Source organism: Marinomonas balearica, assembly GCF_004362145.1.
In the GTDB taxonomy this organism is placed as follows: domain Bacteria; phylum Pseudomonadota; class Gammaproteobacteria; order Pseudomonadales; family Marinomonadaceae; genus Marinomonas; species Marinomonas balearica.
In genome coordinates, this window is the sequence record NZ_SNXC01000011.1 from 50438 (window position 1) to 63198 (window position 12761).

Sequence of the window (12761 nt, forward strand, 5' to 3'; positions counted from 1 at the left end):
GTATTGGAAAACGCAGTAAACAGTGCTCGTGTTGTTTCAATTCAAAACGTAATGGATGATGTCGAAAAGCAATATCAAGGTGAAATCCCTGTCGTGCGCATGCCTGTTGGTGATGAAGTCATTGTTGATATTCGTCATCCAGATGAAGCAGAGCGTAAGCCGCTAAAAGTTTCAGGACGTCCAGTCGTTCGAATTCCTTTTTTCAGGTTAGAGTCAGGATGGCCTGAAGTCGAAAAAGACAAAACACACCTTCTATACTGTGGCAAAGGCGTAATGAGCAGAATACACGCTTCTCAACTGCTAGGACGCGGTTACGAAAACGTCGGTGTTTATCTCCCTTAAGCACTGCTCGTCATTTCACAGATGTCAGAACATAAGGCGTATTAGTGTAAAGCTAATACGCCTTTTTCATTTACCGCCTAAGAGGCCTTTTACTCGTCACTTCGTACAAAGGTCTCAACATATAACGTCTCGACCGAAATCACTTTGATAGAATCATGGTTCTTGAATTCAACCCTTAGCTGTTTAGGGAAGGTGTGAACAAGTCCACTGGCTTTAGCATGTGGATAACTCTTCTTTATTCGAGGCAAGTTTCGCTGTCCAATATTGAGCATATTGGCAAGAAAGTTAACAAAGAATTAAAGAGAGCTTAGCCCGCGCCCTTTGGATCTTTCAGAGAATCAACCTATCTTCGTTAAGAGTGGTTGAAAGGTATCAACATTCCTGCTCACTCTCGCCTTGATAGGCTGTTTCTCTGATAAGACTGAAGTCTTATAAGACTTATTCGTACCTTCCTTAGTCATTAGAACAAAACGCGTGTAAAATATCGCCAAAGATAGGGAGAATCTATATGTTACGAATTGCGCTATTAGTATTGTTTACCACCACTCTTGCAGCCTGTGGCGGTGGAAGCAGCAGTGATGAGCCTACTGCCTCTACCACCCCTACTAATGGTGGAAATGATAGCGAAGAAACAAGCTATGTTAAACAGAAGGAAGCAGAAGGATACTTGTGTAATACAACCCAAGATATTTGCTATCAATTAGCAGTCACCGAAGAAGAATCCCTATCCGGCACACGAGAACAGTGTACCATTTCGACAGAAGCTTGTTCCTCCTCAAGCCTATCTGAGTATATTTCAACGACGCAAGAGTCCTATGTTTCCAGTGTTGCAAGCATGTCGGGCGCTTCACTCAGCCAATGTGATATCGAAGCGGGTGTTTACACTTGTTCTTACAATAAGAACGATTCAATTTATTCAGTCACGTCCACTCTCAGCTATGATAATTCCAGCTACTCAGTTGTTCATTCATATGATGAACTTAGTTGGACAGATCAGAAAGAAAATGAGGGCTTTAATTGTGGGGCGACTGAATGCGTAAAAGTGACAACAGAAGGTTCGCAATACAATGGAACGATTGAAACCTGTCTTATTTCAGATAGGTCTTGCAGTTCTGCAAAAATATATGAAGTGGCCTCTGAAACTATACAGCGTTATAGCGAGCTAGATTACATTGTAAATACGGTAGGTACAACACAAGAGCAATCTTGTTCGTTTATACAGCCTTCTTACTTTGCGTGCATTTACGCAAACGAGCAAGGTGAGAAAACACGCTTTTTTATCGATTTGTCTGGGCTTAGCAATAATAGCCCTACATTGACTGCTAGTTTTGAACTTAAAAAACTAAGTAGTATAGAGTTTTTATTAAACGAAGAGTTTTCTCCTAACTCTTTTTACCCTGCTATTGGCATCGCTAAACCATCTTCTTGGCTCTCTGATATACCAGAGCTTCAATCTGTGTTGGATTCTGAGGATGATTGGGATAAGGGTAATCCTTATCATACCTTCATGTATAGTGCCACCCGCAGCCCTATTTGTTCAGATAACTCAGATGGTTATACTTTTTCATGTGTTTTTACCATGGAATACGGTGAATATCACCAATGTGATTACTCATATTTGCCGATAGATCGAGTCTGTAATGTTTACTCCAGTATACCGCCAAAGGTAACGGATCAACTGAAGCATCAGTTGGAACTGAATGGTTTCGATTCTGCTACTGAAGAGAGTTTCGACTACTCTACGGACTACACAGTGATCAGCGAAGACGAGGTATGTGAGCCAGATCACGAACTCATTTCTGGCAAGGTAGTCGGGTTACGCTATTACTTCGATCAAGACCGCTATTATGAGTTAGATATCACTTCTCAACAGGACAAGAATTTAATGCGCTGGAAGCAAGGCGTAGAATGGTCTGGACTTATGAACGGAGCGCATTGTGCGGGAGTTACATCGATTATTACATCGATCAATGGCGCTCCTATTAAGATACTTAGTGGAGGCGGAGACTTTGAAGAACTTCCAAACCAAATACCAAACGGTTCTTTGCTTGGGGTTAGTCAGATTGCCAATTATCGAACCGCGACACACGAATTCGTATCCGATCGCTATTTTTCTGTGTGGGGAGCAGGCAATTCAGGGCAGAATTACTCTCAGGTAATTATTGACCGTCCTACCGTTGATTATGTGTGGGATGACCCCGAAGCAGCTAATACCCTTTTTGTTGGTGCTGTGGATGCTGACGGCGTATTTAAAGACACCTATGCATACCCAGGAGACAACCCTGCTGTGCAAGCCAGATGGATTATGGCGTTGGGTGTGGATGTCTGGAAGGCAACTACTACGGTATTTGGAAATGCCGCTGTTTCAAGGGAGTCTGGGACTAGTTTCGCACAACCATTTGTTACGCGAGCGATGGCAAAAGCTAAAAATATATGCCCGTCTTCGTCGTACTCGGCTTTATCTAATGTGCTTTTGGAAACCGCAAATCGAGATTTTGATGGGTATGATCCATCAAAATATGGACAAGGATTGTTGGACGTAAATATGTTAGTCAATACACTAAAAAATGGATGTCCATAATATGAAATTAATAAATCCATTGATCTTGGAACTGAGCCGTTTGCGGCGAGCATGCCTGAGTACTGTGGCGTGATTTCTGTAAAACCTACCGCACGTGCAAAAATGCATCGTATCGAACAAGAAGAAAACAAGTTTGATATGTCGGTATTGGAAAACGCAGTAAACAGTGCTCGTGTTGTTTCAATTCAAAACGTAATGGATGATGTCGAAAAGCAATATCAAGGTGAAATCCCTGTCGTGCGCATGCCTGTTGGTGATGAAGTTATTGTTGATATTCGTCATCCAGATGAAGCAGAGCGCAAGCCGCTAAAAGTTTCAGGACGTCCAGTCGTTCGAATTCCTTTTTTCAGGTTAGAATCAGGATGGCCTGAAGTCGAAAAAGACAAAACACACCTTCTATACTGTGGCAAAGGCGTAATGAGCAGAATACACGCTTCTCAACTGCTAGGACGCGGTTACGAAAACGTCGGTGTTTATCTCCCTTAAGCACTGCTCGTCATTTCACAGATGTCAGAACATAAGGCGTATTAGTGTAAAGCTAATACGCCTTTTTTGTCAGAGCAGAGAAAATATCTGCGGCGGCACTATACGACTATCGTTCCGAGAAAGCAGACTTGCCAGTTTTCAATGATCAGCGTAGAAAGGAAGAAGTAAACGAGAAAAAAGGTAAAGGAAAATACAGTGAGTATAGTGTTGATGACAGAGGATGATGCTGAGGTAATCTCATGGATTATCAGCGAGTCAAACAAGGATGTAGCCGAACAGTTTGGTATAAACATCGAAAATAACCCTAAACATCCTTCATTCTGTAATAAAGATTGGGTTTTAGCCGATTTTCAACGTGGTGAAGAATACTTTATGTATGAAAAGGATAGTGTAGGTCTCGGGTGCGTTGCTTTTGAGAGTCCAAGACTTGGTGTTGCTTACCTAAACCGCCTTTCGGTGCTTCCAATGTACCGACAAAGTGGCATAGGAGAAGCGTTGGTGAAGCACATTATCCAATACTCTGAAACCAAAAATATTCAAAGGGTTAGTATTGGTATCATTGCTGAGCATACAAAACTCAAGAACTGGTACTTGAAGTTGGGTTTCATTGAAGGTGAAATAAAAACGTTTCCGCATCTTCCTTTTGACGTTCAATATATGAGTTACAAAGTTTAAAACAATGAGGGACTAGGGACGGTGTGAACTAGTCCACTGGTGTAATGCGGGAGGGGGAGTGAAACCAATAGAGCACTATGGAAATGACGGATACGTTATTCTTGTAGGCTTTTTTAGCGAGGACGAGATCGCTTTGTTGGGTAGGCATGTTGACCGTATTTACCGAAAATGGCGGTCAGAGAATGAGGCTGCCATATTCGATCGAAAGCTGGTTAACATGCATTCGTTAACACACCCTGAGTATTTTCAAGATGCTCCTGACCAGAGAGTGGCATTTTTCAACACGATTACTTCAGTAAAGCTCACTGAAACGTTTGAGAGCATCTTTGGTTCTGGCCTGTATTTTCATAATACGCAGCTCTTTTTTAACCCATCGAATAGTGAGCGCCTTCCCTATTGGCATAGAGACATGCAATACAGCCCAATAGAAGATTCAGTGCAAAGTGATGAGCAACACCTCATGTTAAGTCTTCATATCCGTATTCCACTGATTGATGAAAAGGGCGTTGAGGTTGTCGCAGGTACTCATAAACGTTGGGACACAGAGTTAGAGCGAAATGTGCGGTTCGAGTTGAACGGTCATAACAACAGTGAATCGCTTCCTGACTCCGTGTTACTTGATCTTAAACGAGGAGATGTGTTGGTGTTCAACGCTCAAATGATACACAGAGGCAACTATGAGCTTAATTCAGAACGTATGGCTTTCGATCTTTGTGTTGGTAAATTCCACCCTTTGGTATCAGTCTTTTTAGACCCTCAAGTGTTACCGACAGACGAAGAAATAGACCATATTGCTAATAATCAGTGGTATAGATTGGCGCGAGAAATCGACGCGAAATAGAGAATATGCTTTGAATAAACCACTTACCAAGGATGATCCTGAAAATACGCCTCTAGATGATCGATTAACGCTCGCACTGTTGGAGAAAGGTGCTTTCGAGAAGAGTATAAAGCATAAATATTCAGAGCTTTGGGCTTCCAATCAGGTAACACATGAACCAACCTGCCATCGCTTATGTATTGATTCGCTAAATAGGTTGGCTGCATGCTAACCCCCGCGCCATTGAGCGTTCCATGAAGTAACGCCGTGGCTTCATTGATGGTTAGGCGACAATCGACAGTGACGGATTCGAATTGATCGGCTTTTGCTAAATGCCAAATATGTTGTTCAAAGTTTTTGTAGCCTAAACAGCCATGCTTAGCCAAATCTTGTGGTTGTTGGATGTTTCCTAAGGTCGCTTGAGTTTTGTCTAGGTAAGCGGGTGAAGCGACAAGCACGGATTCGCAAAGTGCGATGGGCTTACCAATCAAGGACGGATCTGGATTAGACGCAATTCGTAAAGCGAGGTCGATGCTTTTTTCCGTTAGGTTCGCAGCGCGGTCTTCAAGGTCAATATCAACTCGTATTTTAGGATGCGTCTCCATGAACAGCTGAATAGCAGGCATGAGCTGAGAAAAACCAAACGACATACTGGTCGTTAATTTAATGAGCCCTGACAGCTCTTGTCCCTCATTTGCTAAGGAAGTCATTTTATCGGCTTGTTCAAGCCAGAGCGCCACGTCTTTTAAGCATGCTTCTCCCGCCGACGTGAGAGAAATTTTACGCGTAGTACGATGAAACAGCCGGATCTTAAGCCAATCTTCCATTGCTTCGATATAGCGAGTCACCATTGGCCGAGACATGTCTAAACGCTCTGCGGTAATCGTGAAGCTGCGCGATTGGGCGACATCTATAAATACCTTAGCGGCAGTGACTCGATCCATTTCCTTACTCCTAACAAAAGATTAGAACGTTTTACGAAACAATAATGGTCATTTTTGAGTGTTTTTCCGAACGAGTCAATTTTTTATGATAGCCATATAAACTAAAAAGTTACTCTTTGAAGAGGCTCAAACATGAAAAAAACAATTTCGTTAGCGGCATCTGCCCTTATCGCTCACTCTGCTTTCACAGCGACAGTGCGTAAAGGTGAAGTGCAATGCTAAAAGTCCATTACTTCTTCGATCCAATGTGTGGCTGGTGTTACGGAGCAACATCGTTAATCGAAATACTCTCTGAAACATCTGAATTTGAAATCGATTACCACCCCGGTGGTATGATTCCGAAGCGTGCGATTGAGCCGTCATTCAGACAGCACATATTGCAGGCTGATGCTCAAATTGCAGCAATGACGAAAGTGCACTTTGGAGAGGCATATAAGGCTAAAGTAGCAAGCCCTGACGAGTTTATTATCGATTCGTACCTACCAACTCAAGCGTTTCTGGTTGGAATAGAAATGGGCATCGAACCCTATGTCATGCTAAAGGCAATTCAATCGGCGCATTATCAAGAAGCTAAAGCGCTTGAGAAGCCCGAGGTGTTACAAGAGTTAGCCGTATCATTGGGCCTTGATGAAGCAACTTGGAAAGAAAAAATGTCAGATGCTGAGCCAGTCATGATTCAGGCAATCCAAGAAAGCCATACACTAATGAATCAGTTACAAGTCAGCGGTTACCCTACTTTAATCCTCGAAAAAGACGGAGAGCTATTCCGTTTATCGCATGGTTCTTATTACGGTAAGCCTAGAGAATGGAAAGACTACTTAAACAGCTTGGTGTAACCGAAGCAGGATAATAGTGACATAACAAAAGCCACGATCAGATAATTCTAGGTAGTGGCTTTTTGTTCTTTATTTTAAGAATCTTATATTCAGAGACTGCAATGAGCTAAATTCAGAATGGAAGGTTTTCGATCTCTGTAACGGGGACTAAACGCCCTGAGTTGCAGTGCCCGTAAGTGACCAAAGCGGCAACGGCCCTGTAACAAACTTAAGTGCGTTCCCTTTGTTCTCAAATTCAGATATAACTAAGCGTCTGTCCAGTGAATGGTTATATTCGTGACAGCATAGCGACGTTACCAAAAGATTTATATATAAGGATATAGGATGAAGAAAGCTCTAATAATACCATTGCTGTGTTTTACATTAGCGACACCTGCTGTAGCTCAAGAAACACCAGTAGATGAACTGTTTAGGGTTATGGATATGGAGAAGCAGATGGCTGGTGGGTTTGAAGCAATGTTGCCGATAATTGACCAAATGTCTACGAAGTTTCAATTAGATAACGAGGGAAAAGAAGAGCTTAGAGAGGTCTTTCGAACTTGGTTTAACGAAGATATTGATCGAAAACGACTTACAAACGAAATAAAAAAATTGTATTCGCAAACTTTTAGCGATGACGAAATGAGAAAGGTTACTGAGTTTTATAGCACGCCGACAGGTCAAAAGTTCCTAGAAAAATCTATACAATTAATGCAATTAAGTGCGCAACTTGGTATGCAAGAAGGGCAAGCTAAACAAGCAAAACTCATGGAACGCGTCACACTGTTTTTAGAAAAGCGCGGTATTAATTAGTGACGGTGTAGCAAATTAAAAATCTTTGAAGTCGACATCCATGGCGGCTTCAAAGAAGCGTTTTATTCAGTCTCGTTATTAATAGGATGCATTACGCTGCTAATACATCCTATTGTTATATTGACCATTCTAAGCCTATTTACATGCTGTGTTAGCTCGCCAAATCGGCTTCGTTAAAGATATACACTTCCTCTTCTACTTCAAACGTATGAGCCTGACACTGGTTCCACCATTGTTTCCATTGGCTATTCATGTCATCAGGCATTTCATTTAAAGCGTTCACAGTTAATGGTGCGAAGTGGCTGCCTATCGGTTTGAGCTTTCCGTTGACGGATCGGTGTTTAAGCATATGTGGTTTGAGTTGTGTTGGGGAGGTTAATCCCATGCTGCCAATCAATTCGTAGAGGCTTTCGAGTGTATTGTCGTGGAAGTTTTTCACGCGATTACTTTTATCTGTCACGTCGATCGCTTTTGAGCGTGCAGGGTCTTGGGTCGCAATGCCCGTAGGACAAAGATTGGTGTTGCAGTGACGAGATTGAATACACCCTAAGGCGAACATCATGGTTCGGGCTGCGTTGACTAAGTCGGCTCCAACCGCCAGTTTAGAAAGCAGATCAAAGCTTGATGCGGTCTTGCCAGAAGCAATGATACGGATCTTGTCTCTTAACCCTGAGCCGATGAGCGCATTGTGAACGAAGTAAACGCTTTCTAAGCAGGGCATACCAAGACGATTACTGAACTCGACCGGCGCGGCTCCGGTGCCGCCTTCAGCGCCGTCTACCGTAATGAAATCCGGAGTAATACCTGTTTGTAGCATGGCTTTACAGATGGCAAGGAACTCCGCTGGGTTGCCTATACACAGCTTAAAACCGACTGGTTTACCGCCACTTAGATTTCTAAGTCGTTTTATAAAATGAAGCAGATCAATGGGCGTTGAGCATTCTGGATTCACTGCGGGAGAGACACAATCTCTGTCTGTTGGGATATGACGTATTGCCGCGATCTCATCGGAAATTTTGGATTTCGGCAGTACGCCGCCGTGTCCGGGTTTAGCGCCTTGGCTGAGTTTAACTTCAATCATTTTGATCGATGTGCGTGTGGCCATGTCTTTAAATGAGCTTTCATTGAAGTGGCCGTCGTGATCGCGACAACCAAATAGCCCGGTACCGATTTGCCAAACAAGATCACCGCCGTGTTTTAGGTGATAAGGGCTAACAGCGCCTTCACCTGTATTGTGGTAACAGCCCGCTTTGTGAGCACCGAGGTTCAAGGCTTCAATGGCATTTTGACTGAGTGCCCCGAAGCTCATTGCGGAAATGTTTAAGTGCGATGCTTCGTATGGCAATAAACAGTCTGGACCGCCTATCGTGACGCGTTTTTCAGAATGATCGAGCTTCTTCGGAGCAAGAGAGTGCCACAGGCTTAAGTAGTTCTCTTCCATTAAATCACGTTGCGTGCCGAATGCGATGGTGTCTCGTACGTTTTTGGAACGTTGATACACTAACGAGCGCTGTTCGCGATTGAATGGTCGTTCTTCGGTATCGTTGGCGATAAAGTACTGTTGTATTTCGACTCGAAAAGATTCTAAAAAGTAGCGTATGTAAGCCACCACAGGGTAGAGTCTATTTAAGCTGTGTGGACCGACATACAAATCGTATAAGCCGACGACGGTGTATAAAAGTGTCCCGCTAAATAAGAGCAAAAAGAACACATTGGCGGTGCTCAAATATAGAGATAGAGAGATTAAGTTACCTAGGCTGGCGATGAGCCAGAAGGCCTTTTGCATGATTGTCATGGAGTGAACCCTTCAGCGAGTGACGTTTGTAGAATCAGCTTGTTCTTATTGGTTTTTTAGCTTTTCTAAGATTAACACGAAGTTGTGTACATGCTGTCCAAAAAATAGTGCACTTAAGGTGTTTTCAATTTGATTTGATGTCTTGAACGTCAGAATCTGCTTTGGTGAGGTGAAATAGCTTAGAGGTCGTGGTTAAGAATATGTTGCACCAAAAAGTGTTGGATGGCTTGTTCGCGTTGCGTTCCTAATTCGTTCAGCGTCTTGTAATCGCCACTTTGATCTGCGTGTTCCAGCTTGCTCTCAAATTGAGATTGAATCGACAAATACTCGTCGTTTTCGGACGCTATGATTTTATTTTTAACGGGCGTCCATTGTGCTAGAAATTGTGCGAGCGGTTCCTTTTCTTCTAATGTTTGTTTAATGCTGGCGACAGCGTCTTTTATGTCCTCGCTTGTTACTTGAGAGCAGGCTTGATACAGCATTTCGGAGTTGCCTAATGTTAGATGTAAGGCACTTTTAATCCCTGTCTGATAGGCGAGATGAACCTCGACTTCGTCAACCATCATGAGTTTTCTGGCTTTTTCAGTCGCGATGTTAGTTGCTTGGTCTTTGATAAAGAGTTCTTTGCCCAGCGTTTTTAGCTGATCGAATGTATAGTGCCCAGCGTCGGCGCGTTGGTTATGATAGATCATTTCCATGTTATCTAAACCGACTGAAATTCTGTCCCGACAGCTTGACGTTGCTTCTTCTGCACATTCTACAAAAGGCGATACTCGTTGCATGTCGTTCGTCACCAGCGCATCGGTAATATGGCTTAATACTGCTTTCATGCGCTCATGAAGAACGGCGCGAGTTTGCGTATTTTGGTTTTCGGCCGTTCGTGGCATTCGTGCCAACCATAGGTTCATTGCGCCTGTATCCGCTTGCTTTTCGAACGAGTTCCAAACGTGTTCTTGGTTCTTATCTAAACGAATCCAGCTGTTTACGTTCTTCACGAGTGGCAGCGCTTCACGTGCCCGACTGTCTTCATCCGTGTCTGCAATGGAAAACTCGATGCGTGGCCCGCCTTGTTCTCGCATGGCCATTAAGTTCGATACGACGTTTTGAGACAAATGATTGCCCGTAAGATTAACGTGACAGCGATTCGGAAGGGCACGTATTTCTTCAGGTAAGGAAGTCAGTTGCATATGATCCAGCTCAAGGTAATTGAGTCGAGATAACTGACCAATTTCAGGAGAAAGCGTGTTAATGGGAGAATGGCTAAGTGCAAGGCTCGTTAACGATTTCATCGCCGTCACGCTCGAAGGTACGGTATTCCAGTTCATTTGGGTCGCCTTTAATGACGTGATAGGCAGCTGATTCAGAGCGTCAGGTACGACCGAGATGGGGTTGCGGCTAATGGTTAAGCTTTGCAACTGCGTTAGGTTCGAGAGCGTGCTGGGCAGCTCGGCAAGCTGGTTGTTTTCGAGGTTGATGCGTTTAAGGTCAGTTAATTTTCCAATGCTGTCAGGCAGCGAAGTAAGGGTGTTATCAGAAAGGTTAAGTGATCGTAAGCTTGGCATATCGCCAATTTCGGGTAGCTCGCCAATGTTGTTGTTATTTAAGTTAAGTACTTCTAATTTAGGCAGGTTCAATAAGCTAGCGGGTAAGCGTTCAATGTGACACTTCTCTATTTCAATGGAAGTGATTCGTTCTTTTACATGAGGGTGGCGGAAGATATCGGGCAGTGAGCTTACTTTGCGGCCGTATAAGTTCATCGCTTCAGATGCCGTTTGGTTTTTATCGTTAAACGAGCGCACTACTTGCTCTTTTAATGCCTGACGCGACTCTTTTTCCAATGAATCTGGCGCATCGTTAACCCAGTTTTTGAGCGTTTTTTGCAGAGGCTGATTCTCTGGGGTCGATTTAAACGCAGAAAGAGGGTTCTTAAACAGCGTTCGGGTTTTCTTCGCTGGCGCATCAATATTGGAAGAGTACGAATCTAGCGCACGTTCATGATGTGCAGCTCTCGTTATTGATGAATGATTTTGTGATGAATGTGGAATGGAAAGGTTGGACGCCGATGAAGAGCTAGCTTGAGGGGGTTCCGTCGCAGTGGTATTTTGCAGAGTGACATTTGTGCTTGGATTGTTTGTTATCGATGACGGCATTAGCGAATCCCTTCTATCGACTGTTGCAACTGGAATGCGTGGTACGACGAATTGTTTGCGCGCAGTGTCTCCACCTGGTTTGCTTTGTCTAAGCTGAGATCTAAACTCGATAATTCGTACATTACCTTGTCGTATAAATATGAAAACGTCGTTAAAACTGAATCAGGGTCAAGGGAAGGGTTATTCAGTTCTTCTACAGTCTGTAGGAGCAATTGGTTGGACTCGAGGTTTAGGCCAATTCGTGCCTGAGAGGATGCGAGGCATTCTAGGTTGAGCGCCAATGCGAGCGATAAATATTGCCCATCTTTTTGTGGATCAAGCTCTCTTAAGAGTGTGTAAATGTGCCATTTTGCATTGTGATCCGGAATACTAAAAAGACATACCTGACCACACGACAGCGAATAATGAGCCTGACCGTATTGGTCAAAAAAGTCTTCAGTGCTTTTTCCTGAAATCAGCGTGCGTGTCTTTAGAGAATTGAAAAGCCATGTTCGAGCGTCTTTTGCGTGCATAACGAATCGAGTGCTGTCGAGTGGGTGGACTAATTATGTGGTTATTTATTCCACCCAGTTCCCGATTCGTTTGTATAGAGGCCTATAAGCAGCGGTGAAAGAAGTCCACGGCGTTGCGGTACATTTGCAGGGCCAGCGCCGCATCGTATCGGTCTCCTTCGTCTCGCATGAAGGCGTGTTGGGCATTCACTTCATTCCATGAAAAATCCACCCCATTTTGCGTCATAGTGTCGTGGATCAAACGGCGGCCTTCGGGTGATACATGGGGATCTTGCTTTCCAAATACCATGACCATTTCACATTCAATATCGCCACATCGTTCTAGTGTTTGGTTGCCTTCGTCGCACGGTAATGTGTTGGAATGGAGATCCGTCGCATAAAGACAAAAAGCCCCGCTAATACTTGGATTAAGCGCAGCTCGGTAGGCTAGATGTCCACCGATACATACGCCCATACTGCCAATTTTCCCTGTACAAAAAGACTGATCGTTTAGGTAATCGATCATCGCTTGGTTGTCTGAGTCGTAACTTTCTAAAGGCTTATTAAATTTATCTGCATTGCCTTTGTCTTTTCCAACATCGTCGTAGGCGAGTACTGTTCCTTGAGGGTTAAATTCGTGAAATATCTCTGGTACGAGCACCACAAATCCGTGTCCGGCGAGTATTTGCGCGCTGCGAGCAATCGGAGTCGTTTGCTGAAAAATTTCCGAGTAAAAAAGAATCGCAGGGTAAGCTCCAGAAGCATTGGGCCGGTAGACGGTCACTTGCATATCGCCGGTGGGTGTTGTCAGCGTTTCATTGTGTTTTTGAATGATCATAGTGATGTTCG

The 12761-nt window shown here is 43.7% G+C and carries 12 protein-coding genes; 7 read left to right on the forward strand and 5 right to left on the reverse strand.

Annotation, left to right across the window (positions count from 1 at the left end):
- The 5 genes from thiI (DFP79_RS07690) to DFP79_RS07715 form a co-directional block, all read left to right on the forward strand.
- Window positions 1-342: thiazole biosynthesis protein (gene thiI, locus DFP79_RS07690; RefSeq protein WP_341777641.1), on the forward strand; the 342-nt coding region annotated here is incomplete at its 5' end.
- Between the two features lie 508 nt (window positions 343-850).
- Complete coding sequence (locus DFP79_RS07700; protein ID WP_133503357.1) at window positions 851-2923, forward strand: S8 family serine peptidase; 2073 nt, start codon at window positions 851-853, stop codon at window positions 2921-2923.
- Window positions 2924-2974: 51 nt separating this feature from the next.
- Window positions 2975-3409 (forward strand): thiazole biosynthesis protein, encoded by a 435-nt coding sequence (thiI, locus tag DFP79_RS07705; RefSeq protein WP_243730228.1) that lies wholly within the window; start codon window positions 2975-2977, stop codon window positions 3407-3409.
- 195 nt (window positions 3410-3604) lie between these two features.
- Window positions 3605-4084: a GNAT family N-acetyltransferase gene (locus DFP79_RS07710; protein ID WP_133503358.1), complete on the forward strand. Its 480-nt coding sequence runs from the start codon at window positions 3605-3607 to the stop codon at window positions 4082-4084.
- A 58-nt stretch (window positions 4085-4142) separates the two neighbouring features.
- Window positions 4143-4925 (forward strand): phytanoyl-CoA dioxygenase family protein, encoded by a 783-nt coding sequence (locus DFP79_RS07715; RefSeq protein WP_133503359.1) that lies wholly within the window; start codon window positions 4143-4145, stop codon window positions 4923-4925.
- Between the two features lie 23 nt (window positions 4926-4948).
- Here the strand turns inward: DFP79_RS07715 and DFP79_RS07720 are convergent, their stop codons facing one another.
- Window positions 4949-5848: a LysR family transcriptional regulator gene (locus tag DFP79_RS07720; protein ID WP_133503360.1), complete on the reverse strand. Its 900-nt coding sequence runs from the start codon at window positions 5846-5848 to the stop codon at window positions 4949-4951.
- A 215-nt stretch (window positions 5849-6063) separates the two neighbouring features.
- On the opposite strand from DFP79_RS07720, the gene DFP79_RS07725 reads away from it, so the two are divergent.
- On the forward strand, window positions 6064-6684 hold the full coding sequence (locus DFP79_RS07725; protein ID WP_133503361.1) for a DsbA family protein: 621 nt from the start codon (window positions 6064-6066) through the stop codon (window positions 6682-6684).
- Window positions 6685-7008: 324 nt separating this feature from the next.
- Window positions 7009-7476: a DUF2059 domain-containing protein gene (locus DFP79_RS07730; RefSeq protein WP_133503362.1), complete on the forward strand. Its 468-nt coding sequence runs from the start codon at window positions 7009-7011 to the stop codon at window positions 7474-7476.
- A 151-nt stretch (window positions 7477-7627) separates the two neighbouring features.
- Here the strand turns inward: DFP79_RS07730 and DFP79_RS07735 are convergent, their stop codons facing one another.
- The 4 genes from DFP79_RS07735 to DFP79_RS07750 all read right to left on the reverse strand — a co-directional run bounded on the left by DFP79_RS07735 (window position 7628) and on the right by DFP79_RS07750 (window position 12750).
- Window positions 7628-9271, reverse strand: coding sequence for an FMN-binding glutamate synthase family protein (locus DFP79_RS07735; RefSeq protein WP_133503363.1), 1644 nt, complete (start codon window positions 9269-9271; stop codon window positions 7628-7630).
- Window positions 9272-9450: 179 nt separating this feature from the next.
- On the reverse strand, window positions 9451-11421 hold the full coding sequence (locus DFP79_RS07740) for an NEL-type E3 ubiquitin ligase domain-containing protein (RefSeq protein ID WP_133503364.1): 1971 nt from the start codon (window positions 11419-11421) through the stop codon (window positions 9451-9453).
- Complete coding sequence (locus DFP79_RS07745) at window positions 11421-11933, reverse strand: CesT family type III secretion system chaperone (RefSeq protein WP_133503365.1); 513 nt, start codon at window positions 11931-11933, stop codon at window positions 11421-11423. The genes DFP79_RS07740 and DFP79_RS07745 overlap by 1 nt, the downstream gene beginning before the upstream one ends.
- 82 nt (window positions 11934-12015) lie before the next feature.
- Window positions 12016-12750, reverse strand: coding sequence for a dienelactone hydrolase family protein (locus DFP79_RS07750; protein ID WP_133503366.1), 735 nt, complete (start codon window positions 12748-12750; stop codon window positions 12016-12018).
- Window positions 12751-12761 lie beyond the last annotated feature (11 nt).